The following is a 25,567-nucleotide window of genomic DNA, read 5'->3' on the forward strand; positions in this document are numbered from 1 at the left end:
CTCAGCGGTGGTGGGGTCAGCGGGCGCGGTTGAGGGTCTGCAGGGCCGCCTTGAGCAGCTGGCCGACCTGGGGGGTGCCCCCGGCGGCCTCGGCCTGCGGGGCGACGGCGGTGACGGCCTCCTCGGCCTCCCTGGTCGCGTAGCCGAGACCGATCAGCGCGGCGTGCAGCTGGTCGCGCCAGCCCTGGCTGACCGGCGCACCGATCGCGGGGGCGCCGAGGGGCTCGCCGAGGCGGTCCTTCAGCTCCAGGAGCAGCTTCTGGGCACCCTTCTTGCCGATGCCCGGGACGGCGGTGAGGGACTTCTCGTCTCCGGTGGCGACGGCCCGGCGCAGGGCGTCGGGGCTGTGCACCGCCAGCATGGCCTGGGCGAGCCGGGGGCCGACCCCGCTCGCCGTCTGCAGCAGTTCGAAGGTCTGGCGCTCGTCGTCGTCGGCGAAGCCGTACAGGGTGAGCGAGTCCTCCCGGACGACGAGGGAGGTGGCGAGCTTGGTCTGCTGGCCCATCCGCAGCCCGGACAGGGTGTTGGGCGTGCACTGGACCGCGAGGCCGATCCCGCCCACCTCGACGACCGCGGAGTCCGGGGCGAGGGCGGCGACCGGGCCGCTCACGAAGGCGATCATGCCGTACGGCCTTTCGTTGCGTTGGCTGCGTGCAGGGCGACGGCCTGCTGGAGTCGGTTCTGGGCGGGGGCCCGCCAGATGTGGCAGATGGCGAGCGCGAGGGCGTCGGCGGCGTCGGCCGGTTTGGGCGGCGCGTCGAGCCGTAGCAGCCGGGTGACCATGGCGCCGACCTGAGCCTTGTCGGCGCGCCCCGAGCCGGTGACGGCGGCCTTGACCTCGCTGGGGGTGTGCAGGGCGACCGGGATGCCCCGGCGGGCGGCGCACAGCATGGCGACGGCGCTGGCCTGGGCGGTGCCCATCACGGTCCGGACGTTGTGCTGGCTGAACACCCGCTCCACGGCGACGTATTCGGGCCGGTGCTCGTCCAGCCACTGCTCGATGCCCTGCTCGATGGCGACCAGGCGCCGGCCGAGTTCGGCGTCCGCGGGCGTGCGCACGACTCCGACACCGACCATGGTCAGCGGCCGTCCGGCGACGCCGTCGACGACCCCGACACCGCATCGGGTCAGCCCGGGATCCACCCCCAGTACGCGCACGCGCCCCTCCCTTCGGTCACCTGTTTGTGCAGGCTATCCGGTGCCACCGACAGCGGCCGACATGACGACGGGCCGACGGGTGTGTCCCGTCGGCCCGTTCGGTCCGTTCAGCCCGTGCGCGTGTTACGCGTCGACCTTCTCCATGACCTCGTCGCTGACGTCGAAGTTGGCGAAGACGTTCTGCACGTCGTCGCTGTCCTCGAGGGCGTCGATCAGCCTGAAGATCTTCCGGGCGCCCTCCTCGTCCAGCTCGACCTGCATGGTCGGGACGAAGTTGGCCTCGGCGGAGTCGTAGTCGATGCCGGCGTCCTGGAGGGCGGTGCGGACCGCGACCATGTCGGTGGCCTCGCTGAGCACCTCGAAGGACTCGCCCAGGTCGTTGACCTCCTCGGCGCCCGCGTCGAGCACCGCGCCCAGCACGTCGTCCTCCGTCAGCTCGCCCTTGGGGACGATCACGACGCCCTTGCGGTTGAAGAGGTACGACACCGAGCCCGGGTCGGCCATGGAACCGCCGTTGCGGGTCATGGCGACGCGGACGTCGGAGGCCGCGCGGTTGCGGTTGTCGGTGAGGCACTCGATGAGCACCGCGACGCCGTTCGGGCCGTAGCCCTCGTACATGATCGTCTCGTAGTCGGCGCCGCCGGCCTCAAGACCACCGCCGCGCTTGACCGCGGAGTCGATGTTCTTGTTCGGGACCGACTGCTTCTTCGCCTTCTGGATGGCGTCGTAGAGCGTCGGGTTGCCCTCGATGTCGACGCCGCCCATACGCGCGGCGACCTCGATGTTCTTGATCAGCTTCGCGAAGAGCTTGCCGCGCTTGGCGTCGATCACGGCCTTCTTGTGCTTCGTCGTGGCCCATTTAGAGTGGCCGGACATCTGCCTGTCTCCTTCGCGTAACCCATCTCTGCAACGAACGCCAGAGATCCTACTAGGACTCCGTCGCCCGGTTCGCGTGCACCATGTCGACGAACAAGGAGTGCACGCGGTGGTCGCCGGTCAGCTCCGGGTGGAACGACGTGGCGAGGGCGTTCCCCTGGCGGACCGCGACGATGTGACCGTCGTGCTCGGCGAGCACCTCGGCCGCGGCGCCGACCGACTCGACCCAGGGGGCGCGGATGAACACGCCCTCTACAGGATCGCCCGTGACGCCCTTGACGTCGACCGCCGCCTCGAAGGACTCGTTCTGCCGCCCGAAGGCGTTGCGGCGCACGATCATGTCGATGCCGCCGATCGTCTCCTGGCCCGAGCGCGGGTCGAGGATCTTGTCGGCGAGCATGATCATGCCCGCGCAGGTGCCGTAGACGGGCATTCCGGCCCGCACGCGCGCGCGGAGAGGCTCCATCACGCCGAACAGGACGGCCAGCTTGGAGATGGTGGTGGACTCGCCGCCCGGGATGACCAGGCCGTCCACCTCGGCGAGTTCCTCGGGGCGCCGGACCGGCCTGGCCAGGGCGTCGGCCGCGGCCAGGGCGACGAGGTGTTCCCGTACGTCGCCCTGGAGCGCGAGGACTCCGACCACCGGAGTGGTCATCACCAGCCCCGGTTCGCGTAGCGCTCGGTCTCGGGGAGGGTGTCGCAGTTGATGCCGACCATGGCCTCGCCGAGGTTGCGGGACGCGTCCGCGATGATCTTCGGGTCGTCGTAGAAGGTGGTCGCCTTGACGATGGCGGCGGCGCGCTTGGCCGGGTCGCCGGACTTGAAGATGCCGGAGCCGACGAAGACGCCCTCGGCGCCGAGCTGGCGCATCAGGGCCGCGTCGGCCGGGGTGGCGACGCCGCCGGCGGAGAACAGCACCACCGGGAGCTTGCCGAGCTCGGCGACCTCCTTGACCAGCTCGTAGGGGGCGCGCAGCTCCTTGGCGGCGGCGTACAGCTCGTTGTTGTCGCAGCCGCGCAGCTTGGCGATCTCGCCCTTGATCTGGCGCAGGTGGCGGACGGCCTCGACGACGTTGCCGGTGCCGGCCTCGCCCTTGGAGCGGATCATGGCCGCGCCCTCGGCGATCCGGCGCAGGGCCTCACCGAGGTTGGTGGCGCCGCAGACGAAGGGGGTGGTGAAGGCCCACTTGTCGGAGTGGTTGACCTCGTCGGCCGGGGTGAGGACCTCGGACTCGTCGATGTAGTCGACGCCGAGCGACTGGAGGACCTGGGCCTCGACGAAGTGACCGATCCGGGACTTGGCCATGACCGGGATGGAGACGGCTTCGATGATGCCCTCGATCATGTCCGGGTCGGACATCCGGGCCACGCCGCCGTCCTTGCGGATGTCGGCCGGGACCCGCTCCAGGGCCATGACGGCGACGGCGCCCGCGTCCTCGGCGATCTTCGCCTGCTCCGGCGTGACGACGTCCATGATCACGCCGCCCTTGAGCTGCTCGGCCATGCCGCGCTTCACGCGGGCGGTGCCGGTCTCGGGGGCCTGGTTCTCAACGGTGGACACGGGTGACCTCACTGGGTGAAAGAGGATTTCTGCAAACACCGAGGAAACGCGAGTGGACCAGTCCACAGCAAGGGCCAATGGCAAGCCGGTGGATCCTTTTGGCCCTCCGGGGTCGCCCCGCCGCAGTTCAGGCGGCCGGTCCGGTGCCCCGGTCCACCAGTGCCGCGGGCGGCTCGTCGTCCATCTCGAAGGCCATCGGGAAGGGGGCGTGCCCGGCCAGCCGGAACCAGCGGACCTTGCGGTGCTCGCGCAGCCGGCGGGCCCCGCCGACGGCGTCGTTGTGGAAGCGGCGGGCCATCGGCACCCGGCGTACGGCCTCGGCCAGCTCGCTCGTCGCGGCCTCGCCGCCGGGGGCCGCGCGGACCTCCTCGACCTGCTGCGGGTGCTCGAAGACCGCGCGCAGGGCCTGGCTCAGGTCGCTCTCGGCGACCTCCCGCTGGTCCTCCTCGGCCTGCCGGGCGGCGTGCGCGGCCTCGTAGAGCACGATCGAGGCGGCCGGGTCCAGCACCCCGGAGGTCGCCAGCTCCTGGGCGACGGAGGCGCGTCGCAGCAGCTGGGCGTCGAGGGCGGCGCGAGCGGCGTCGATGCGCGCGTGCAGCCGGTCGAGCCGCCCCGCGGTCCAGCTCAGATAGAGGCCGGTCACGACGAGGGCGGCGAGAATCCAGAGCGTCCAGATGAGCGTTGCGGTCACGGGCGGAACGCTATAGGACGCTCCCACGGCAGTGCGCCCCAAAGGGGCGCTGGGCCCTATCCGACATACGGCTGCCGCCGCGCGGGCGCGACCAGCCACGACGGCGCTGCGGCCGAACGACGGCACATCGCGGCACTCCCGGCGGAGCGCTCGGCGCTCAGTCCCGTGCCAGTCCGAAGCGGGCTCTCAGGCCCGGGCGTTCGTCCGCCGCGACCGCGGCCGCGCCCGCGGTCACCGTCTCGTAGACGGACAGGATGTCCGCGCCCACGGTCGACCAGTCGAAGCGGCGTACGTGCACGCTGCCGCGTGCGCTCAGCGCGGCCCGGCGCTCCGGGTCCGCCAGGAGCCGTAGCGCGGCCTCCGCCAGTTCGTCGGCGTCCTCGTTGGCGAAGAGTTCGCCCGCCGCCCCCTGGTCCAGGACCTGGGCGAAGGCGTCGAGGTCGGAGGCGAGGACGGGGGCCCCGGCCGAGAGGGCTTCGACCAGGATGATGCCGAAGCTCTCGCCGCCCGTGTTGGGCGCGATGTACAGGTCGAGGCTGCGCAGGAAGCGGGCCTTGTCCTCGTCGCTGATCATGCCGAGGAACTCGACTCGGGAGCGCAGCTCGGCGGGCAGGGACTCGACGGCGGCCGCCTCGTCGCCGCGGCCGGCCACCAGGAGCCTGGTCTCCGGGCGGGCGGCGAGGATCCTGGGGAGGGCCTTCATCAGCACCGGAAGGCCCTTGCGGGGCTCGTCGATCCGGCCGATGAAGCCGATGGTGTCGCCCTGCCACTCGGGGCGCGGCTCGGCCCTGGCGAAGAAGTCGACGTCGACGCCGTTGGGGATGACCACCGCGTCCCCGCCGAGGTGCTCGACCAGCGTGCGGCGGGCGTACTCGCTGACCGCGATCCGGGCGCTGATCTTCTCCAGGGCGGCCTGGAGGATCGAGTACGCGGCGATCATCGCGCGGGAGCGCGGGTTGGAGGTGTGGAAGGTCGCGACCATCGGGCCCTGCGCCGCCCAGCAGGTCAGCAGGCCGAGGGACGGGGAGGTCGGCTCGTGGATGTGGACCACGTCGAAGGCGCCGTCGTGCAACCAGCGGCGCACCCGCGCGGCGGACAGGAAGCCGAAGTTGAGGCGGGCCACCGAGCCGTTGTAGGGCACCGGGACGGCGCGGCCGGCCGAGACGACGTACGGCGGGAGAGGGGTGTCGTCGTCGGCGGGGGCAAGGACGGAGACGTCGTGACCGAGGCGGATGAAGTACTCGGCGAGGTCACGGATGTGGAACTGGACGCCACCTGGCACGTCCCAGGAGTACGGGCAGACGATGCCGATCCTCACGACGGTCCCTTCGCGGGGTCGAGGTCGGCGAGCCACAGCCGCTGGAGCATGTGCCAGTCCTCCGGATGGTCGGCGATCCCGGTGGCGAAGGCATCGGCCAGCGCCTGTGTCATGACAGACGTCTTCGACTCCCGGTCACCTGACTCGGGGACGTCGATCGGGGCATGCACCCGGCCCTTCATGACGGGAGTGTCGTCGTACCAGAGGGTCACCGGAAGCAGGTGCGCGCCGGTCTGCTGGGCCAGCAGGGCCGGTCCCGCGGGCATCCGCGCGGTGTCGCCGAAGAAATCGACCTCGACGCCGGAGGCGGACAGGTCTCGGTCGGCGACCAGGCAGATCAGGCCGCCCTCGCGCAGCCTGCGGGCGAGGTTGCCGAAGGCGGAGCCGCCGCTGTGCGGCAGCACCTCCATGCCGAGGCCCTCGCGGTAGGCGACGAAACGGTCGTAGAGCGTCTCCGGCTTGAGGCGCTCGGCGACCGTGGTGAACGGGGTCTTCAGCTCGGTGGTGACCCAGGCGCCGGCCAGGTCCCAGTTGGCCAGGTGCGGCAGCGCGATGATCACGCCCTTGCCGGAGGCGAGACCGTCGGTGAGGTGGTGGACGTCCTTGACGTCGAAACCGGCCCGGATCCGGTCCTCGCTCCAGGCCGGCAGCCGGAAGGACTCCATCCAGTAGCGCAGGTACGACCGCATGCCCGCGCGCGACAGCTCGCGCAGCCGCTCCGGGCTCGCGTCGGGCACCACACGCGCGTAGTTGGACTCCAGGCGCTGGACGCCCTTGCCGCGCTGCCGCCAGGCGAGGTCGGCGACGGTCCGGCCGAGGCGCACGGCGACCGGCTCGGGGAGTTTCTTGACGGTGCTCCAGCCGAGCCCGTACAGACCGTCGGTGAGCCGGTCGGCGGCGGTCACTGCCCGGCCTCGCTCCCGTGGGAGGCCTTCTCCCGCTCGGCCGCGGCCTCCGCCTCGGCGGACTCACGGCGGACCGTGACGACCCGCTGGACCAGCGTGACGAGGCTGCCCACCGCGACCACCCACAGGGCGATCGGGAGCAGGATCTGGATGCCCGGCACACCGAACTTGTGGAAACCGGCGAGACCGGCCGCCACCAGCGAGATCACCAGGCGCTCGGCGCGCTCGACCAGACCGTTGACGGCCACCGGCAGCCCGATCGACTCGCCGCGCGCCTTGGTGTACGACACCACCTGCCCGCTGGCCAGGCAGAAGATGGAGACGGCGCACAGGACGTCGTTGTTCCCGTTGCCCGCGTACCAGAGGGCGAAGCCGCCGAAGATCGCGCCGTCGGCGACCCGGTCCAGGGTGGAGTCCAGGAAGGCGCCCCAGCGGCTGGTGCGGCCCAGCTGGCGGGCCATGTTGCCGTCCACCAGGTCCGAGAACACGAAGAGCGTGATCACGATCGTGCCCCAGAAGAACTCGCCCCGGGGGAAGAAGACCAGCGCGCCCGCGACGACTCCGGCCGTGCCGAGGAGCGTGACCGTGTCCGGGCTCACACCCCGGCGGATGAGAAACGCGGCGAACGGTGTGAGGACACGCGTGAAAAATGCACGCGCGTACTTGTTCAGCATGGCCTTCCCGACGGTCGTTGCGCCGTGCGGCCCCTGCTGGCCACCCCGGCTGGCCCATCGTAGCCACGCGCGCGTGTGTACGACGGCCGGGCACTCGCAGGACGGGACCGGCGGCGGCGCGCGGAGGGGCTCGCGGGCGCGATCACGTCCTTCGTATGGACGCACCGTGACGGGAGTGGAAAGCTCGAATAACCGCGGGCGTCATCGAAGCCGCCGCCGCACGCGGCCCGGCATGCTCGCCCGCGCCCACACAGACCTCACCGTGCACGGGAGGCAAGGCCATGGGCGACAAGGTCAAGGAACACCCCGGAGCCGCCGGCAGGGCTACAGCGGCCGACCACCCCGCGTCCGTACGGAATGTGGTACTGGTCGGCCACTCCGGATCGGGCAAGACCACATTGGTGGAGGCTCTCGCGCTGACCGCGGGAGCGGTGAACCGGGCGGGCCGGGTGGAGGACGGCGGCACGGTCTCGGACTACGACGACATCGAGCACCGGCAGCAGCGCTCCGTACAGCTGTCGCTGGTACCGGTCGACTGGGACGGAATCAAGATCAATATCCTGGACACCCCGGGATACGCCGACTTCGTCGGTGAGCTGAGGGCCGGTCTGCGCGCGGCGGACGCGGCCCTTTTCGTCGTCTCGGCCTCGGACGGGGTGGACGGCTCGACCCGGATGGTGTGGGAGGAGTGCGCGGCCGTCGGGATGCCCCGGGCGATCGTCGTCACGCACCTGGAGGCCGCCCGCGCGGACTTCGAGGAGATGACCCGGGTGTGCGCCGAGGCGTTCGGCGCCGACGACCCCGACGCCGTGCTCCCCCTCTACCTGCCGCTGCACGGCCCGCAGGGACCGGACGGGCACGCGCCCGTGACCGGTCTTGTCGGGCTGCTCACGCAGAAGCTGTTCGACTACTCCTCCGGGGAGCGCAAGGAGTCCGAGCCCGGCCCCGACCAGCTGCCGGACATCGACGAGGCCCGCAACCGGCTGATCGAGGGGATCATCTCGGAGAGCGAGGACGAGACCCTCATGGACCGCTATCTGGGCGGCGAACAGATCGACGTCAAGACGCTGATCGAGGACCTGGAGCGGGCCGTGGCGCGCGGGGCGTTCTTCCCCGTCCTGGCCGCCGCCCCGGCCACCGACGGCGCCCGCCAGGGGCTGGGCACGGTGGAGCTGCTGGAGCTGGTCACGCGGGGGTTCCCGACCCCGTTCGAGCACCCCACGCCCGGGGTCACCACCATCGACGGCGAGCCGCGCGACATCAAGCCCTGCGACACGGGCGGTCCGCTGGTCGCCGAGGTGGTGAAGACCGCCTCCGACCCGTACGTCGGCCGGGTGTCGCTGGTCCGGGTCTTCTCCGGCACCCTGCGCCCCGACGAGACGGTCCATGTCTCCGGGCACGGCCTCGCCGACCGCGGCCACGAGGACCATGACGTGGACGAGAAGATCGGCGCCCTGTCGACACCGTTCGGCAAACAGCAGCGGCCGGTCACCCATGTCATCGCCGGTGACCTCGCGTGTGTGGCGAAGCTCGGCCGCGCGGAGACCGGGGACACCCTCTCCGGCAGGGACGACCCGCTGCTCATGGAGCCGTGGGAGATGCCCGACCCGCTGCTGCCGCTCGCCATCCAGGCGCACAGCAAGGCGGACGAGGACAAGCTCTCGCAGGGCCTGTCCCGCCTGGTCGCCGAGGACCCGACCATGCGGCTCGAACAGAACCAGAACACCCACCAGGTCGTCCTGTGGTGCCTCGGCGAGGCGCACGCGGACGTCGCCCTGGAGCGGCTGCGCAGCCGGTACGGCGTCCAGGTCGACGTCGTACCGCACCGGGTGTCCCTGCGCGAGACGTTCGCCGGCCGGTCCGCCGGACGCGGCCGGCACGTCAAGCAGTCCGGCGGGCACGGGCAGTTCGCGATCTGCGAGATCGAGGTGGAACCCCTGCCCGGCGGCTCCGGCATCGAGTTCGTCGACAAGGTGGTCGGCGGCGCCGTGCCCCGGCAGTTCATCCCGTCCGTCGAGAAGGGCATCAGGGCCCAGGCCGCCAAGGGCGTCGCGGCCGGCTACCCGCTCGTCGACGTGCGGGTCACCCTTCTCGACGGCAAGGCGCACTCGGTGGACTCCTCCGACGCCGCCTTCCAGACGGCGGGCGCGCTGGCGCTGCGGGAGGCCGCCGCGGATGCCCGGATCCATCTCCTGGAGCCGGTGGCCGAGGTGTCCGTGCTGGTCGGCGACGACTACGTGGGTGCGGTGATGAGCGACCTGTCCGGGCGGCGTGGCCGGGTGCTGGGCACCGAGCAGACCAGCGGCGGGCGCACGCTGATCAAGGCCGAGGTGCCCGAGTTCGAGATCGGCCGGTACGCGGTCGACCTGCGCTCCCTCTCGCACGGCACGGCGCGTTTCAGCCGCTCGTACGCCCGTCACGAGCCGATGCCCCCGCAGATCGCCGAGAAGATTCGCGAACAGGTGAAGGAAGCCTCGTAGTTGGCTTCATAGTCGTCATAGGCGTCGTGGGCGTCGTAGGCGTCGTGGTCGTCGTGGGCGACAAGGTGTCACGGTCGACGACAAAGGTGTTCGGCGGACGGCTTCGGCCGTCCGCCGACGGTTGTCGGTGGCCGGGGATACTCTGAGTACTTGATCAACAGGTGTGCGGAGTACGGAAGTCGGGAAGGCCGCAGAAGCGGGACAGCGGCAAGTGGGGGCGGGAATGAGCTTCGAGGACTTCTTCGGGCCACAGGTGCCCAGGCCGGGCGGCGAGGCACAGGCCCCGACCTATGCCCTGGCCTCGGCGGCCTACCGGGACACGCCGATGGAGGAGATCAAGAAGGCCGACAACGAATGGCACCAGTCCACGGTCAACGAGGGCCGCAAGTGGGCGAAGATCTTCCGGCCCAACTTCGGTGAGGCGTACTCCCAGGCGGTCATCGACCGCATGCTGGGCGTCGGCCGCAAACCGCTCATCCAGTCCTTCGGCAGCGAACCCCAGGTGGTCGTCGAGCACTGCCTCGCCGCCAACCGCATCCGCAAGGAACGCGACCAGCGCCTGACCGCCGTCATGTTCCTGTGCGGCGTGCTGTTCCTGCCCGGCCTGGTGGTCTGGCTGCTGGTCTTCCAGCTCCGCGCGACCATGCTGAAGGCCGGCGACAAGCGGGTCTCCGGGCTCGGCAGCGCCCTGCTGGCCGCCGTCGGCGTGCTCGCGGTGATCTTCCTGATCCGCATGCCGCTGACCGGCTTCTGGGGCTGGTACGCGCGCGGCTGCATCGTGCTCCCCGTCGTCGGCTGGTATCTGGCCAAGCGGCTCTGCGAGACCACCGCGAAGGACCTGCGCGGGGCCTGGGACGGCCTGCTCTCCGGCGGCAGCGTCGGCGCGAAGGTCCCCGAGGCGGTGCCGACCAGCCCCGACCAGGCCGCGGCCGAGCAGCTGCGCCAGTCGCTGGCCCGGCTCAGCGCCGAGCAGCAGTCCAACTCGGTCTTCTACGCCGGCACCAAGGGCATACTCGGCATGGGCACCCGCTGGGGTTCCTGGGTGCTCGCGGAGGAACTGGTCCCCCTCGACCCGGTCAAGGGCGTCCACGAGTTCCGGGCCTGGACGGTCGTCCGGGAGATCGAGAAGGAGCTGAGCGTGCTGCACCGGCAGCACCTGAAGACCGGCGGCTTCCCGGAGCCCCAGGTCAAGCACTGGATCGTCACCCATGTCGGAGCGGGCGCCAAGGCGGTGTCCAGGCCCGAGGGGACCGACTACAAGGTGGGGCCCGCCGACGTGGAGCGGATCTGCAACAGCAACCACTTCGACAAGGGCGAACGCCACTACCTGGGCGTGCAGTGGCCGTACCTGTGGAACGGCGACCTGATCATCACGATGATGGCGACCGTGACCGTGCTGAAGGAGACCCTCCGCATCGAGGTCTCCGGACACGCCCTGGGCCCGGTCAACGGTCTGTTCAACGGCAAGCCCGAGGCTCCCACCAAGACGGTCGCCAAGACCGTGCGGTTCTGGGAGACCCGGACCGTCAAGCTGCCGCTGGTCACCACCGACGAGGTGGTCCGTCTCGCCGCCCGTGCCACCATCACCTGGTACCCGCCGCTGCTGAAGTGGCTCGGCGGTTCCATAGGGCTGCCCGAGCCGTTCGGTCTGCGGCACGCCTGGGCCGACCAGCCCTGGGACCACCGCTTCATGGCCGACGACGCGCTGCGCGCGGCCACGCCGATACTCCGTGCCGTGCACCGGGCCGCGCTCAGTGTCCTCAAGGAGCACGACGTCGACATCGACAAGTTCACCTCGCGGGCGGGGAACCTCAGCGGAGCGGTCCAGGACGCGTCACCGAAGAAGGCGGACAAGTACGACGCGTGAGACTCCGGCGGCAGAGCCGAGGAGGGGGTCGCGGACGCCACCCGGGGGGTGCCGCCCTCACACCCCCGCTTCGGCCTGAAAGGCCTCGTCCTCACACGCCGGACGGGCTGATCACGCTGCCGTCGGCCAGGCCTCGGCCAGCATCTTGCGGGTGTCGGCCAGCAGTTGCGGCAGCACGCGCGTGTGACCCACCACCGGCATGAAGTTCGTGTCGCCGCCCCAGCGCGGGACGATGTGCTGGTGCAGGTGGGCCGCGATGCCCGCGCCGGCCACCGCGCCCTGGTTCATGCCGATGTTGAAGCCCTGGGCACCGGACGCCGTGCGCAGGGCGGTCATCGCCTGCTTGGTCAGCTCGGCCAGCTCGGCCGTCTCCGGGCCGGTCAGGTCCGTGTAGTCGGCGACATGACGGTACGGGACCGTCATCAGATGGCCGCCGTTGTACGGGTACAGGTTGAGCACCGCGTAGACGTGCTCGCCGCGCCGGACGACCAGACCGTCCTCGTCGGATTTGGCCGGGATCGAGCAGAAGGGACAGCCGTCGTCGGCCCCCGGGCCGGTCGGCTTGTTCTCGCCCTGGATGTAGGCCATCCGGTGGGGCGTCCACAGGCGCTGGAACGCGTCCTGCGTCCCCACTCCGATCTGCTGCTCCGGCTCACTCGTCATGCTAGGCAGCATATGGCTTCGCCCGTTCGCAGCGTGTCGCCGGGGCCAGGGGAAGCCGACCGGCGGCGAAGCTGGGCGGATGGACGACGACAGCCGGCTGACCCGCTGGCAGCGGTGGGCCGACCTCCCGCTCGCCATCGGGTCACTGGTCTTCCTGGGCTCGTACGCGGTGCATGTGCTGGCGCCCGGTCTGCCCCGAGCCGTGCACTACCTGTTCCTGTCGCTGACCTACGCCGCCTGGTCGCTGTTCGCCGTCGACTACGCGGTGCGCTGGCGGCTCAGCGGTGAGGGGCCCGGCTTCGTACGACGGCACTGGCTGGACACGCTCGTCCTGGTGCTGCCCCTGCTGCGGCCGGTGCGGATCGTACGGACCTACGAGGCGATGGAGCGCCGGCGCGGGCGTCCCCGGCTGTCGTTGTACGCGCGCGTGACGGTCTACGCGGGGCTGTCGATCGCGCTGCTGGGTTTCGCCGGCGCGCTCGCCGTCTACCAGGCCGAGCGCGCCGCCCCGGGCGCCAGCATCCGTACCTTCGGCGACGCCGTCTGGTGGACCTGCGAGACGCTCGCGACCGTCGGCTACGGCGACGTCGTCCCGGTGACCCCGCTCGGCCGGACCATCGCGGTCGGGCTGATGGCCTGCGGTCTGGCGCTGCTGGGAACGGTCACCGGCTCGTTCTCCTCGATGCTGCTCCAGCGGTTCGCGCTGGAGGGCGAGGAAGGGAAGGGGCCCCCGGAGAGGTGATCTCCGAGGGCCCCTCGACGCCGGGTGGGATCAGACCTGGGCCCGCTCCTCGACCACCTGCGCGATCTTGGCGATGGCCTCCTCGAACGGGATGCCGTTCTCCTGCGATCCGTCGCGGTAGCGGAAGGAGACCGAGCCGGCCGTCATGTCCTCGTCGCCCGCGATGACCATGAAGGGCACCTTCTGCTTCTGGGCGTTGCGGATCTTCTTCTGCATCCGGTCCGACGACGCGTCGACCTCGACCCGCAGGCCCTTCTTCTTGGCCTCGGCCGCGAACTTCTGCAGGTACTCGACGTGTCCGTCGCCGATCGGGATGCCAACCGCCTGGACCGGCGCCAGCCATGCCGGGAAGGCGCCCGCGTAGTGCTCCAGGAGCACCGCGAAGAACCGCTCGATGGAGCCGAACAGGGCGCGGTGGATCATCACCGGGCGCTGCTTGGAGCCGTCGGCGGCGGTGTACTCCAGGTCGAACCGCTCGGGCAGGTTGAAGTCGAGCTGCACGGTCGACATCTGCCAGGTGCGGCCGATGGCGTCCTTGGTCTGCACGGAGATCTTCGGGCCGTAGAAGGCGGCGCCGCCCGGGTCGGGGACGAGCGGCAGGCCCTGCTTCTCGGCGACCGCGCGGAGCGTCTCCGTGGCCTCCTCCCAGACCTCGTCGGAGCCGACGAACTTCTCCGGGTCCTTGGTGGACAGCTCCAGGTAGAAGTCGGTGAGGCCGTAGTCGCGCAGCAGGTTCAGGACGAAGGTGAGCGTCTTGTCGAGCTCGTCCGCCATCTGCTCCTTGGTGCAGTAGATGTGCGCGTCGTCCTGCGTGAAACCGCGGGCCCGGGTCAGGCCGTGCACGACACCGGACTTCTCGTAGCGGTACACCGTGCCGAACTCGAAGAGCCGCAGCGGCAGTTCACGGTAGGAGCGGCCGCGCGCGTCGAAGATCAGGTTGTGCATCGGGCAGTTCATGGGCTTGAGGTAGTAGTCCACGCCCTCGTCGAGCTGCATGGGCGGGTACATGCCGTCGGCGTACCAGTCCAGGTGCCCGGACGTCTCGAAGAGCTTCCCCTTCGTGGCGTGCGGGGTGTAGACGAACTCGTAGCCCTCCTCCTCGTGCCGGCGGCGCGAGTAGTCCTCCATCACGCGGCGGATGATGCCGCCCTTGGGGTGGAAGACGGCGAGCCCGGAGCCGATCTGCTCGGGGATGGAGAACAGGTCCAGCTCGCTGCCCAGCTTGCGGTGGTCGCGCTTCTCGGCCTCGGCGAGGAAGTCCAGGTGCGCCTTCAGCTCGTCCTTGGACGGCCAGGCGGTGCCGTAGATGCGCTGGAGCATCGGGTTCTTCTCGCTGCCGCGCCAGTAGGCGGCCGCGTTGCGCATCAGCTTGAACGCCGGGATCAGACGGGTGGACGGCAGGTGGGGACCGCGGCAGAGGTCCTTCCAGCACAGCTCGCCGGTCTTGGCGTCCAGGTTGTCGTAGATCGTCAGCTCACCGGCGCCGACCTCGACGTCCGCGCCGTCGTCGCTGGACGCCGAGCCCTTGAGGCCGATCAGCTCCAGCTTGTACGGCTCGTCGGCCAGCTCCTCGCGGGCGGCCTCGTCGGTCACCACGCGGCGGGAGAACTTCTGCCCGCGCTTCTGGATCTCCTGCATCTTCTTCTCGATGGCCTTGAGGTCATCGGGGTGGAAGGGCTTCTCGACGTCGAAGTCGTAGTAGAAGCCGTCCTTGACCGGCGGGCCGATGCCCAGCTTGGCCTCCGGGAAGAGCTCCTGCACGGCCTGCGCCATGACGTGCGCGGTGGAGTGGCGCAGGATGTTGAGACCGTCCTCGGAGGAGATCTCGACACCCTCGACGGTCTCGCCGTCCTTCAGCTCGTACGCGAGGTCCCTGAGCTCGCCGCCCACCCGCGCGGCTACGATCGAGCGCTCGCCGGCGAAGAGCTCGGCGGCCGTAGTCCCCGTCGTCACCACGCGCTCTTCCCGCTCGGAATCGCGTTGGATGATCACACGGACGTCTGACACCGGTCTCTCCTGCCTGAAGGTGGATGCGGCGCCATACCAGGAGCGCGCGCAATACCGGATCGTACCGACCCGGCCCCACCGACCGCTAAACGGTCACCCACAGTCCGCGGTCAGTCGCAGTCGTCCCCGCTGCACGCCTCCTCGAAGAAGTCGAGGTTCTCCTGGAGCGACTTCATCAGCCCGTCCCGCTCCGCCTCGTCCACCTGCACGGGTACGACCCCGGAGGCGCCGGACAGCCGCCGGAACCCGCCCCGGCTCTCCAGCCGCCCGTGCACCCGCACCGGGAGCCCGACCAGATGGGCCTGCCCGGCGATCCGGTAGTCCTCCTCGTCGAGGGTGACCCGGACGTACGGCACCTCGGCGCCGGCGATGACCCGCAGCCGTACCGCGCCCTCGCCGCGCGGCTCCGAGCGGCGCATCCGGACCACGGTGCCGGTGACCCGGACCGGTACGGAGGGTTCGTCACGCAGGAAGCGGGCGCCGGCCTCGCGCAGTACGGGCAGGTCGCCGGGTGAGAACTCGACGGGCTCGGCGGTGGACGCGCAGTCGTCGGGGACCCCGGCGCCCGGTGCCCACTCGACGGAGATCCGGGCGCCCTCGGTGCCGCGCACGAGCGTGACCAGGGCGTCGGTCAGCTCACGGCTCACGCCCGCCTCGACGGCTCCGTCGAAGGCGTCCATGCCGCCGGTGGCCCGCTGGTAGTCGATGGCCTCGCGGGCGGCGTACAGGGCCTGATGGAGGCGTACGGCGAGGGGCCGCCCGGTGCCGACGGGCACGAAGGCGGTCAGGCCGCGACCGCCCTCCGCCGAGCCCACGAGGACGGACTCCAGCAGGGCGGCGGCCGCACGCTTGTGCCGGGCGCCGTAGTAACCGGCACGCGCGCGCGTGGCGAGCGCCCCGGCCAGCAGGGTCCCCCGGGCCGCGGTGCGCAGTTGCTCCTCGACCGTCCACGGCGTGGTGTCCGCGGGCCCGCTCGGTACGTCCCGCCACCAGCGGATCTCGTCGCTGGGCACCGCCAGCCCGACCAGCACCTCACGCGCGGCGGGCGTGCCGCTGCGCAGGAGAGCCGTGAGCGCCTCCCCGAGCAGATCGTCACTGTCCGGGAAGGCGCGGCTCTCAGGTACGAGCAGGCTGGTGCCGGTGTTGCCCGGCCCGGGTGGGGTCCAGCGGCCGTAGCGCCCCGGGGCTCCCCCGCGCCGCTGCCAGCCGTGCCGGCGCAGCAGGGCGCCGAGCACCGCGGGGTCGACCTCGGCCGGCTCGGGAGGACGGTTCCAGTGGGGGTCCACCGGATGCGGCCGGACTTCCCGCAGCTGCTCCTCGTACGGACGGTGCCTCATGGTCGTCCTCCCGTCCCGACCCGCGTCATGATCTCGCAGAGCGCCCGGTCGTCGAAGATGCGCGCGGTCGGAATCCGCACGGTGGTCCGGTTCCGGCCGGTGATCGGGTGCCCTGCCAGGTTGACCCAGTAGCAGCAGTGGCGCAGATCGAGCCGGTCGTGGCTGGCGCGCAGCCAGTCGTCCTGGGAGCGCGGAACCAGCATCACCACGAGGATCTTGTGCACCGACACCGGTGTGCGGGCGAGCTTGCGCAGGTGGTCGTTGTCCAGCGTGAAGGAGAAGAAACGTCCCGGCGGGTTGGGTGCGATCTGGTACGTGCACTTGAGCTGCACCTTGATGGTCACCTCGTCGTCGACGGTGTGACCGGGCGAGCCATGGCTGACGTGCCAGTCGATGCCGTTGTCCGGGAACGGCTGCGAGAGCGAGCAGCCGGCCGCCGCGGCGACGGCGTGCAGATATCCCACCTGCAGTGTCTCCATGCAGGCGGTGGTGGCGAGTGTGCCGCGATGGGGGCCCGTGCGTTCGGGCAGCAGCCCGCCCCGCTCGGGCTGCGCTATCGCCATGACCAATAGCCTTCCCAGCCAAAGAGTTTCCCCGTGGCGGGCCGCTGAACTGCAAAGACCCGCACTCCTGTTGTGTCCTTCCGGCGTACGCCGCAAACGGCCCGGGTATCACCAAACGGGCAGAAGACGGAACGTCAGCTGCCGTGGGTGAACGAGGAGTTGTATTGGCATGACGTGCTGGTACGAAGGGCCCTTGGCGGCCTTCGACACGGAGACCACGGGCGTGGACGTGGAGACCGACCGCATCGTGTCCGCCGCGGTCGTCGTCCAGGACGCCCCGGGCACCCGACCCCGGGTGACCCGCTGGCTGGTTAACCCGGGCATGCCGGTGCCGGAAGCGGCGACGGCGGTGCACGGGCTGACGGACGAACACCTGCAGCGCAACGGCCGTTGGCCGGCGCCGGTGATGTACGAGATAGCCGAGGAACTGGCCGAGCACGCGGCGATGCACCGCCCGCTGGTGGTGATGAACGCGCCGTTCGATCTGACGCTCCTGGACCGCGAGTTGCGGCGGCACCGGGCGTCCGCACTGGACCGCTGGTTCGAGGCGAGCCCCCTGCTCGTCCTCGACCCGCGGGTCCTGGACAAGCATCTGGACCGCTACCGAAAGGGCCGCCGTACCCTGACCGACCTCTGCGCGCACTACGAGGTCACCCTGGAGGGCGCGCACGACGCGGCCGCCGACGCACTGGCCTCACTGGATCTCGTACGGGCGCTGGGCCGCCGTTTCGCGGCCCGGCTGGAGCGCCTGAGCCCCGCCGAGCTGCACACGTTGCAGACGACGTGGCACGCGGCGCAGGCGCGCGGGCTTCAGGCCTGGTTCGCGCGCAGCGGCACACCGGAGACGGTGAACACGTTCTGGCCGCTACGGCCGGAACTGCCGACGGCAGCGTGAGGGGCGGGGCGCCGGCCCCCGGCGCCCCGCCTCGACGTCACCAGGAGCCGCCTCCTCCGCCGCCGGCGCCACCGCCGACGCCGCCGGAGGAGGAGGAACCGCCACCGCCGGAGCGGCCGCCACCGGAGCTGGAGGGCGGGCTGGCCGCGGAGAGGACGACGGCGGCGAGCAGGACGTCGCTGAAGTCGAGGGAGGAACGCCGCCGAGCCGTAGCCGTCGAGGCGCCGATGGCCTGTTCCCAGGCGGATTCGACACCGAGGGCCACGGCCCATGCCGTGTACCGGTCCGCCCGCTCGTCGACGGGCAGTTCACCGGGACAGGTGGACGGGTCGGCCAGGTAGCGCCGGAAGGCTTCGACCCGGAGCCGGAGAGCGGTACCGCGCGGGGTGCGCCGCTCCAGTTCCCACCCGCGGGCGGCGAGCGCCAGACCGACACCCGCGACGACGGCGGCCGCGAGCACGACGGGCCATCCGGCGGCGGTACGACGGCCGGTCAGGACACCTCCGGTGATCACGAGGACGAAGCCGACCAGCACCGAGATCAGGCCGGCTCTTCCGGCGACGGCAGCGCGCCGTGCGGCGTCGACGTCCCACAGGCCGCTGTCCGCACGCCAGTTGGACAAGCGGGTCAAGAGGCTGCCCCAGCCCGACCTGAACGGGGCGTCGCGCATCCCGAGGGTCATGCTGCTGCGGCCGCCGAACATCGTGCCAAGGATGTCCTTGATCTCCCGGTCGACCGGCTCCCCCTCGCGGTCGAGCCGTCTCAGGGTCGGGCGCTTGTCGCCGCCCCCGATGCTCAGATGGCCGTCGGCCGCGGCGGTGAGCAGCCACGCCACCCGGTGCCGGTCCTCGACGGTCTCGGCGAGCAGGATGCCGCCCTGCGCCGGGGTCAGCTCGTCGGGCGGTGTCGCGGACGGGGTGACCTTACGGTCGAGCCGTCCGACCGCGAAGCGCCGCTCACGGCCGCCGTCCTCCACGAGGCGGTCGCGCCCGAGGAGGCGCAGCGCGCACACCGTCAGCGCGACGGCGGCCAGCGCGGCGGCGAGGAAGAGCCCGCCGGTACGCATCGGGTGCGGCAGGCTCGTACCGACGGCCTTGCCGGTGGGTGCCGCAGGCAGTGCCGCCCCGGTGGCGGTCCTGGCCTTGTCGGCGGTGGCGTAGAGCGTGAGGCCCTCGTGGCCGCTCAACTTGTCGAGTTCGACGATGAGGTGGCCCGGCTCGCTCTGCTCGGCCGTGCAAGGCGTCCCGTCGTCCCCGGTGCCCCGAACACAGCGGACTCCGGTGAGCCCGTGCGTGTCCACGACGTGGATCTTGACATCCGCCCGGTCGACCTTCCAGCCGGTGCCGACGGCGTCCCAGGCGAGCTTGCGGCCCTTCACCACGTCCGGGAGCACGTACTGGATGCGATAGCGGTGTATTCCGCTGACCAGATGGTCGGGATCGCCGATTTTCAGCCGGTCGGCGATTTCCCGCTTGCCCTTCTCGTCCTGGTAGTAGTCGCCGAACGTGTCCTCGTACGGGACCTTGTGGCCATCCATGGTGACGTGCAGGTTCTCGTCGTCCATGAAGGGATCGCCCGGCACGTCCCGGAAGATGCCGTGCGAGTCGCCCGAGTGGCCGAAGTCGTAGTCGATGACCTCGGTGATCCGAGCGCTTCCGTCGGCGCGTATCTCGGCACCGACCCACATCGAGGTGACGCGCTCCTTGTTCGAGAGCGCCTGGGCGCCGGCGGCGATCCCGCCGAACACCACCAGGACGATGACGACGACGATCAGCGACCTCACCCTGCGCCGTCGTATGGACGTCACCTTTCCCCGTCGTCCCGGTCTCTTGCCTTCCCCACCACTCATGAGCCCCCCTCTGGACACAGAAAAGCCGGTCTGCTGGTGCAGACCGGCTTTTCCCCGGTGGGCGATACTGGGTTCGAACCAGTGACCTCTTCGGTGTGAACGAAGCGCTCTCCCACTGAGCTAATCGCCCGGGAACGCAGTGAACGATACAGGGACCGGCGGGTTTCGTTCAAACCGCTTGTAGGTGCCCGAGCAGTCCGCGCCGTCCCGCCCGCATCATCAGCCGGTGGTTGGCGCGGAAGAACGGCCGCCCGGGGACCGCCAGTCGGCGCAGCAGCGGCTTGCTGACGTCGACGACCTGGTCGTAGCGGGCCAGCGTGCCGGTGCCGTCGGCGGTGATCGTCCAGCGGGACCAGCCCTCGATGTCACCGCTCATCGCGATCTCCAGCACGCCGGCGCCCGGGTCGCGCAGGGTCTCGCGTGCGGTGAACGTCATGTCGTACGGCAGGACCGAGCGGATGGTGATGATGCCGGTGGTGTCGTTCAGCCGGTTGACCGCACGCACCTGCGGCCACCAGCGCGGGTAGTCCTCGACCCGCTCAAGGGCCTGGTAGACGGCGGCACACTCGGCGGGCAACGGCCACAGGCTGCGGAAACGGTAGTGGGTCCAGTCCATGGGCGGAGTCTGCCCACCGGATCGATCTGAGTACGCGTACTCATGCCGTGCGGAGTGACCTGGACCACACTCTTGGGTGCGAGCGCCGCCGCCCGTGCGACGGCGCTCCCCCTCTCACCTGCTACGACGGCATCCTGTCGCCCAGCAGGGCGAGGTTCTCGATGGCCGCGAGCCCGTACAGCGCGGTGTCGTTGGAGGACACCCAGCTCGCCTCGCTGCCCGCCACCAGTGCGACCGGGCCGGAGAGCGGCTCGGTCTTCCACGGCGAGGACTCGGTATAGCCGTCGGAGCTGTAGAACTTCGTCCACGCACGCTTGGCGAGCGTCTCGTCACCGGTCTGTACGGCGGCGTAGGCGTCGAGCCGGGAGTGGCCCTGGAAGAGCAGCAGGGTGCCGAAGTTGGCGCCGTAGCGTGCCGCCTGTTCGGCCTTGGTGGCGTTGAAGTAGCGGCAGTAGTCGAAGTACACCTCGTTGAACTTCGGCATGTCGGTCAGGTGGATGAGTTCGGCGCAGAGTTCGTTGAGGCCGAAGACCGCCGAGAGGTGGGACACGGAGACGACCGGGGTCGCGGCGGTCGCGAACCTGCCGGTGTCGAGGTCGTACAGGCCGCTGCCCTGCACGAATCCGTTGGGCTGGGCGGCGATGCCCTCCATGGTCGACAGCACGCGCGCCTTGGCCTTCTCCCACCGGGGGCCCTTGCGTTCCCACTCGGTCAGCCAGGCCGACACGAGCCCGCTCCAGTCGGTGCCGAAGCCGATGGAGAGGGCGTGCCGGTCGGGGGTGTAGGGGTCGGTGCGGATCTTGCGGAGCGGGTCGAGGACGAGGAAGGTCTCGTCGGAGTCGACGTTGGCGGCCATGAGGTCGCCGACGCGTTCGTCGGCGGTGAGGAAGTAGTAGAAGCGCCGGTAGGTGGTGTTGGAGATGCGCTGCTGCTTGGCGCTGTCCGCGAAGTGCTGGACGCCGTGCCGGGTGCCGAGGCCGGCCCACTGGCCGAGGTGGTAGACGTCGACCTCGCCGGTGTGCCGGGTGAGCGCCTCCGCGAACCGGAAGATGTCCGCGCGCCCGCTTCTGAGGTACGCGTACCAGAGCCACAGGTCGGGCGAGAGTTCGGAGTTGTCCCAGGCGTACCCGCCGACGTCGTACCGCCACTGGTGGCGCACGGTGTCGTAGGTGTGCATGAAGTCGCCGTAGTCCCAGAAGCCGTACCAACGGCGTTGCTCCACCTGGTCCTTGTAGTAGGTGAAGAGGAAGTCGAGGTGGTCCTCGATCCTGGCCTTGGCGGCGGTGGAGCGGTCGGGCTCGGAGTAGAGGCCGGGGCCGAAGACCTTGGCCTTGATGAGCTGCCTGGGCGGCGCGGTGAGCTGGGGCAGTACCCGGACGGCGTCGACCTGGTCGGCCAGCGTCTGCGGCGTCGGCGTCGACTCGTTGGCCCAGAAGAGGAGTTCGGAGGTGCGGGCGATGCCGTAGGGGGTGCCGAACTCCGGCTCGTAGTCCTCGTAGGTGATGTTGAGGCCTTCGAGCTGTTCGGCGTAGGTGTCCTGGCCCATGCCGTCGTGGTAGAAGCGCAGGTCCATCGGCTGGGCCTCGGGGGACCAGAGCCAGAGGGTGACCTCGGCCTCGTCGGTGTGGGCGTCGCGGATGTCCAGCTGGGCGGGGAACTTCTCCCAGAAGTCCCGCAGGCCGAAGGAGAATCCGCCGCTCGCGCCACCGACGTAACCGAACCCGGAGGCACGTTTGCCGCCGCCGGCCGCGATCCAGCCGTACCCCTTCTTCGTGCGCTTGCGCAGGGTGAAGCCGTCGGCGGAGAGCTGGGCAAGGGTGTAGTCGCCCCAGAGCGGGATGTACTGCAACCGGGTCGTCACCCGCTGGTCCCAGGTGGACGGGTCGGGCAGCTTCTCCCCCGCGTACTGGGCCGCCTGCACGGCCGCCCCCGGGTCGCGGCGCAGCCCGGTGATGCCCTGGACGGCCTCCCGCAGCAGGCCCGTTCCCTCACCGCCGATACGGATGTGCCGGTCGTACGCCGCGTCGCGCATCGGCACGCTGAAGCGGACGCCGAGCCCGCGGATGAAGTCACCGCTCGCCTTGCCCGGTTCCTGCGTGCCGTCGTACGTGATCGTGTGGACCATCCGGAAGGAGTCGGCGCCCGCGTAGAAGTAGAGGCGGATCGAGAACGGCAGCCAACTCCGGCCGCCCTTGCGGTGCTTGCCGTCGATGCGGACGACCGCGCGGACCGGGCCCTCCTGCTCGACGGTGACGGAGTCGATCGCTCCGTCGAAACGCTCGGTCTTGACCGTCCCCTGGTCCTCGTCCTCGATCTCGGGCTGGCGGACTAGGACGAGCCGTCCGTTCCTGGCGATCTCCGTCGAGCCGCGGGTGACCGACTTGACGAGCGTCGAGCCGTTCTTGCCGATCTTCACGCCGATCACGCCGGTGGACACGTCGATCGTGCCGCCGCTCTTGTCGACGGTGACCTTCTTGTCGGGCGCCGCCGCGTCGCCCACCGCGAGCGTGAGCGTGCCGTTGCCGGAACTCACCGCGTGGGCGGTCCACTTGAGGGAGCCGTCCGGCCAGTAGGCGATCGGCCAGGACTGGACGGGCACGTCCTTGCCGTCCTCGTCCGTCAGCGCGAAGGTCTGGTCCTCCTGGAACGCGCCCATCGGCCAGGGCACCCCGACGGTCGAGCCGGGCGCGGCGCCGAGGCCGCCGTCCTCCAGCCAGTCCAGGGTCACCGGGTCCGTGTCGGCGGCCTCGGCTCTGGGCGCGGCCTGCGCGTCCTTGGCGCCCAGCGCCCAGCTGAACTGGGCGGCGGCACCGGCGACGGCGGCCGCCTTGAGAAGGGACCTGCGGGGGATGGGAGACATGGTCCGCCTTTCCTTTCCGTACACGTGCGGGTGATCAGGGGCATGACAGAGAGAGGTGCGACGCCGGAGGCGCCGCCCCTGGTGCGAGGCCGGTCAGCGGCGGCGCCGGTGGCGCTCCTCCACGGCGACGGCCGCCGCCGCCACGGCGCCCAGCACGGGCACCGCCAGCGGCGCGATGAGCAGCGCGGAACAGACCACCAGGACCGCTCCGCCGACGAGCAGGAAGGAGCCGCCGGGGTCGAGGACGGTACGCCGGCCGGCCGCCGCGAGCAGCGTGCGCCAGCGGTCGCCGGGCGCCCAGACGGCCGCCGCGCGCAGCCCCGCGACGGCGACGCCGATCACCGCGAACAGGCCGACAGCCCCGACGAGCGGCCCGCCCGGCAGCCCGGCCCGCACGGCCTGGACGTCCACCCAGGCGACGGCGACCGCGCCCCAGCCGGCCAGCCCGACGAGCGCGCCACCGGGCAGGGCGGCCCGGAAGTCGCCCACGAACTCGCGCCAGCCACCGCCCACCTGGCCGGTGCGGCGGCGCAGGTGCCGGGCGCCGGCGGCGAAGGCGGCCGGGTAAGTGATGACTCCCAGGGACGCGACGGCGATCCACACGCCGGTGAGCAGACATTCGGCGAAGACGCCGAACCGGTCGGAGAAGGCGGTGGACTTCGCCCGTACGTCGTCGGCCACGGCCTCAGCCCTTCAGTCCGGAGGTCGCCATTCCGTCGATCAGATAGCGCTGGAAGGCGAGGAAGAACAGCAGCACGGGCAGCAGCGCGACCAGGGACATGGCGATCATCCCGCCGTAGTTGGCGGCCACGCCGTCGGAGTCGCGGAACATCATCAGGCCCAGGGAGACCGTGTACTTGCCGGGCTCGTTGAGGTAGATCAGCGGGCCCATGAAGTCGTTCCAGGCATTGATGAAGGTGAAGATCGCGCTGGTGATCAGGGCGGGCCGGCACAGCGGCAGCACGATCGACCAGTAGATGCGGAAGTGCCCGCAGCCGTCGAGCCGGGCCGCCTCGTCCAGTTCCCGGGGCAGGTTCCGCATGAACTGCACCATCAGGAAGACGAAGAAGGCCTCGGTGGCCAGGTACTTCCCGATCAGCAGGGGGGTGTAGGTGTTGATCCAGCCGAGCTTCTGGAACATCACGTACTGCGGGATCAGCAGCACGTGGTACGGCAGCAGCAGGGTGCCGATCATCAGGGAGAAGAGCAGGTTGCGGCCGGCGAAGCGGATCCGGGCGAAGGCGTAGGCGGTGAGCGAGCAGGAGATCAGCACGCCGACGACGGCGCCGAGCGCGTAGAAGAGCGAGTTCTGGAAGAAGGTCCAGATCGAGATGTCCGCGATGCCGTCGGCGAGGCCCTTGAAGTTGGACACGATCGGATGGGACGGCAGCAGCTGGAGGCTGTTGATGATGTCCTTGCTGGGCTTGAACGAGGCGCCGATCACCCAGACCACCGGGTAGAGGATGACCGCGAGGATCAGCAGGGCGCCGAGGTGCCAGGCGAGCGAGCCGGTGTGCTTCCGGGAGAGAGCGGGGGAACTCATCGGGCGGCCTCCTCGTAGTGCACCCATTTCTTCTGGGACCAGAAGAGGACGGCCGTCACCAGGGCGACGGCGAGCAGCAGCATCCAGGCCATCGCGGCGGCGAAGCCCATCCGGGCGTTCTGGAAGCCCTGCTGGTAGAGGTAGCAGGTGTAGACGAGCGTGGCGTCGGCCGGACCGCAGTACGTGTTGGAGACGACGTACGCCGAGCCGAAGATCTGGAAGGAGTGGATGGTCTCCAGGAGCACGTTGAAGAACAGCACCGGGGAAATCATCGGCAGGGTGATGTTCCAGAACTTCCGCAGCGGCCCGGCGCCGTCCATCTCGGCCGCCTCGTACAACTCCCTCGGCACCTGCTTCAGGCCCGCCAGGAAGATGACCATGGGGGCGCCGAACTGCCACACGGTCAGCGCGACCAGGCAGTACAGCACCCAGTCGGCGTTGCCGACCCAGCCGCCGACGTGCCAGCCGAAGAAGGACTGGGTACGGTCCACGATCGCGCCGTCGGAGAACAGCGACCGCCAGACGAAGCCCACCGAGACGCTCGCGCCGATCAGCGAGGGGGCGTAGAAGGCGGCCCGGTAGAAGGCCTGGCCGCGCCGGCTCTGGGCGAGCAGCATCGCGACCCCGAGGGCGAGCAGCAGCTTCAGCGGGGTGCCGATGACCACGTACTTGGCGGTCACCTCCACCGACTTCTGCCAGCGGGGGTCGTCGAACATCTTGGTGAAGTTGTCGAACCCGACCCACTTCGGGGTGTTGAAGAGGTTGTAGTCGGTGAACGCGAAGTACAGCGAGGCGACCATCGGGCCCGCGGTCAGCAGCAGGAAACCGGCGATCCACGGGGACATGAAGAGGTAGCCGGCGAGGTTCTCACGTCGGCGGCCCGGCCGCCGCCCCGGGCCGGCGGAGGCGGCCGAACGCGTCCCGCGCGCTGCGGGCAGGGAGTCCTTGACGAGCGTCACGGCA

At 70.6% G+C, this 25,567-nt stretch carries 22 protein-coding genes, 1 tRNA gene and 1 pseudogene; 4 read left to right on the forward strand and 20 right to left on the reverse strand.

The window, feature by feature from the left end; all coding sequences use genetic code 11:
• Positions 1-16 precede the first annotated feature (16 nt).
• The 9 genes and pseudogenes from ruvA to pgsA form a co-directional block, all read right to left on the reverse strand.
• On the reverse strand, positions 17-622 hold the full coding sequence (ruvA, locus tag ACZ5K7_RS29690; RefSeq protein ID WP_351707245.1) for a Holliday junction branch migration protein RuvA: 606 nt from the start codon (positions 620-622) through the stop codon (positions 17-19).
• On the reverse strand, positions 619-1,158 hold the full coding sequence (ruvC, locus tag ACZ5K7_RS29695; RefSeq protein WP_351707248.1) for a crossover junction endodeoxyribonuclease RuvC: 540 nt from the start codon (positions 1,156-1,158) through the stop codon (positions 619-621). The genes ruvA and ruvC overlap by 4 nt, the downstream gene beginning before the upstream one ends.
• Positions 1,159-1,281: 123 nt before the next feature.
• Positions 1,282-2,034 carry a YebC/PmpR family DNA-binding transcriptional regulator gene (locus ACZ5K7_RS29700; RefSeq protein ID WP_351707251.1) on the reverse strand — a complete coding sequence of 251 codons (753 nt, stop codon included), beginning with the start codon at positions 2,032-2,034 and terminating at the stop codon, positions 1,282-1,284.
• Between the two features lie 52 nt (positions 2,035-2,086).
• Positions 2,087-2,689 (reverse strand): pyridoxal 5'-phosphate synthase glutaminase subunit PdxT, encoded by a 603-nt coding sequence (gene pdxT, locus ACZ5K7_RS29705; protein WP_362565298.1) that lies wholly within the window; start codon positions 2,687-2,689, stop codon positions 2,087-2,089.
• On the reverse strand, positions 2,689-3,594 hold the full coding sequence (pdxS, locus tag ACZ5K7_RS29710; RefSeq protein WP_351707257.1) for a pyridoxal 5'-phosphate synthase lyase subunit PdxS: 906 nt from the start codon (positions 3,592-3,594) through the stop codon (positions 2,689-2,691). The genes pdxT and pdxS overlap by 1 nt, the downstream gene beginning before the upstream one ends.
• A gap of 127 nt (positions 3,595-3,721) precedes the next feature.
• Complete coding sequence (locus tag ACZ5K7_RS29715; RefSeq protein ID WP_351707260.1) at positions 3,722-4,285, reverse strand: LemA family protein; 564 nt, start codon at positions 4,283-4,285, stop codon at positions 3,722-3,724.
• Positions 4,286-4,442: 157 nt separating this feature from the next.
• A complete protein-coding gene (locus ACZ5K7_RS29720; protein ID WP_468917983.1) occupies positions 4,443-5,603 on the reverse strand; it encodes a glycosyltransferase family 4 protein in 1,161 nt (386 codons plus the stop codon).
• Complete coding sequence (locus ACZ5K7_RS29725) at positions 5,600-6,508, reverse strand: phosphatidylinositol mannoside acyltransferase (protein ID WP_351707266.1); 909 nt, start codon at positions 6,506-6,508, stop codon at positions 5,600-5,602. The genes ACZ5K7_RS29720 and ACZ5K7_RS29725 overlap by 4 nt, the downstream gene beginning before the upstream one ends.
• A pseudogene (gene pgsA, locus ACZ5K7_RS29730) lies at positions 6,505-7,240 on the reverse strand (phosphatidylinositol phosphate synthase). The gene ACZ5K7_RS29725 and the pseudogene pgsA overlap by 4 nt, the downstream one beginning before the upstream one ends.
• Positions 7,241-7,463: 223 nt before the next feature.
• Here pgsA and ACZ5K7_RS29735 point away from each other — a divergent pair.
• Both ACZ5K7_RS29735 and ACZ5K7_RS29740 read left to right on the forward strand, forming a co-directional pair.
• A complete protein-coding gene (locus ACZ5K7_RS29735) occupies positions 7,464-9,662 on the forward strand; it encodes an elongation factor G-like protein EF-G2 (RefSeq protein WP_351707272.1) in 2,199 nt (732 codons plus the stop codon).
• Between the two features lie 223 nt (positions 9,663-9,885).
• A complete protein-coding gene (locus tag ACZ5K7_RS29740; RefSeq protein ID WP_351707275.1) occupies positions 9,886-11,529 on the forward strand; it encodes a hypothetical protein in 1,644 nt (547 codons plus the stop codon).
• Between the two features lie 111 nt (positions 11,530-11,640).
• Here the strand turns inward: ACZ5K7_RS29740 and ACZ5K7_RS29745 are convergent, their stop codons facing one another.
• Complete coding sequence (locus ACZ5K7_RS29745; RefSeq protein WP_468917986.1) at positions 11,641-12,204, reverse strand: HIT family protein; 564 nt, start codon at positions 12,202-12,204, stop codon at positions 11,641-11,643.
• A 67-nt stretch (positions 12,205-12,271) separates the two neighbouring features.
• On the opposite strand from ACZ5K7_RS29745, the gene ACZ5K7_RS29750 reads away from it, so the two are divergent.
• Positions 12,272-12,934 (forward strand): potassium channel family protein, encoded by a 663-nt coding sequence (locus ACZ5K7_RS29750; protein ID WP_351707281.1) that lies wholly within the window; start codon positions 12,272-12,274, stop codon positions 12,932-12,934.
• Positions 12,935-12,964: 30 nt separating this feature from the next.
• Here ACZ5K7_RS29750 and thrS read toward each other — a convergent pair whose 3' ends face one another.
• The 3 genes from thrS to ACZ5K7_RS29765 all read right to left on the reverse strand — a co-directional run bounded on the left by thrS (position 12,965) and on the right by ACZ5K7_RS29765 (position 16,841).
• Positions 12,965-14,941, reverse strand: coding sequence for a threonine--tRNA ligase (gene thrS, locus ACZ5K7_RS29755; RefSeq protein WP_468917988.1), 1,977 nt, complete (start codon positions 14,939-14,941; stop codon positions 12,965-12,967).
• Positions 14,942-15,051: 110 nt separating this feature from the next.
• A complete protein-coding gene (locus ACZ5K7_RS29760; RefSeq protein WP_351707287.1) occupies positions 15,052-16,278 on the reverse strand; it encodes a hypothetical protein in 1,227 nt (408 codons plus the stop codon).
• Positions 16,275-16,841, reverse strand: coding sequence for a DUF4365 domain-containing protein (locus ACZ5K7_RS29765; RefSeq protein WP_351707290.1), 567 nt, complete (start codon positions 16,839-16,841; stop codon positions 16,275-16,277). The genes ACZ5K7_RS29760 and ACZ5K7_RS29765 overlap by 4 nt, the downstream gene beginning before the upstream one ends.
• 169 nt (positions 16,842-17,010) lie before the next feature.
• On the opposite strand from ACZ5K7_RS29765, the gene ACZ5K7_RS29770 reads away from it, so the two are divergent.
• Entirely contained in the window at positions 17,011-17,736 is a 726-nt protein-coding gene (locus ACZ5K7_RS29770; RefSeq protein ID WP_351707293.1) for a 3'-5' exonuclease, read from the forward strand.
• Positions 17,737-17,773: 37 nt separating this feature from the next.
• Here the strand turns inward: ACZ5K7_RS29770 and ACZ5K7_RS29775 are convergent, their stop codons facing one another.
• The 7 genes from ACZ5K7_RS29775 to ACZ5K7_RS29805 form a co-directional block, all read right to left on the reverse strand.
• Positions 17,774-19,519 (reverse strand): DUF2207 domain-containing protein, encoded by a 1,746-nt coding sequence (locus tag ACZ5K7_RS29775; RefSeq protein ID WP_468917991.1) that lies wholly within the window; start codon positions 19,517-19,519, stop codon positions 17,774-17,776.
• A gap of 124 nt (positions 19,520-19,643) precedes the next feature.
• Positions 19,644-19,715: transfer RNA gene (locus ACZ5K7_RS29780), tRNA-Val, on the reverse strand.
• Positions 19,716-19,754: 39 nt separating this feature from the next.
• Complete coding sequence (locus ACZ5K7_RS29785) at positions 19,755-20,201, reverse strand: SRPBCC family protein (protein ID WP_351707299.1); 447 nt, start codon at positions 20,199-20,201, stop codon at positions 19,755-19,757.
• 121 nt (positions 20,202-20,322) lie between these two features.
• A complete protein-coding gene (locus ACZ5K7_RS29790) occupies positions 20,323-23,061 on the reverse strand; it encodes an exo-rhamnogalacturonan lyase family protein (RefSeq protein WP_468917993.1) in 2,739 nt (912 codons plus the stop codon).
• A 93-nt stretch (positions 23,062-23,154) separates the two neighbouring features.
• On the reverse strand, positions 23,155-23,742 hold the full coding sequence (locus ACZ5K7_RS29795) for a hypothetical protein (protein WP_468917996.1): 588 nt from the start codon (positions 23,740-23,742) through the stop codon (positions 23,155-23,157).
• A 4-nt stretch (positions 23,743-23,746) separates the two neighbouring features.
• On the reverse strand, positions 23,747-24,631 hold the full coding sequence (locus tag ACZ5K7_RS29800; RefSeq protein WP_450972901.1) for a carbohydrate ABC transporter permease: 885 nt from the start codon (positions 24,629-24,631) through the stop codon (positions 23,747-23,749).
• A complete protein-coding gene (locus ACZ5K7_RS29805; protein ID WP_351707311.1) occupies positions 24,601-25,563 on the reverse strand; it encodes a carbohydrate ABC transporter permease in 963 nt (320 codons plus the stop codon). Before ACZ5K7_RS29805 ends, ACZ5K7_RS29800 begins: the two co-directional genes overlap by 31 nt.
• Between the last annotated feature and the right edge of the window lie 4 nt (positions 25,564-25,567).

This window comes from Streptomyces sp. NPDC031497 (genome assembly GCF_055580905.1).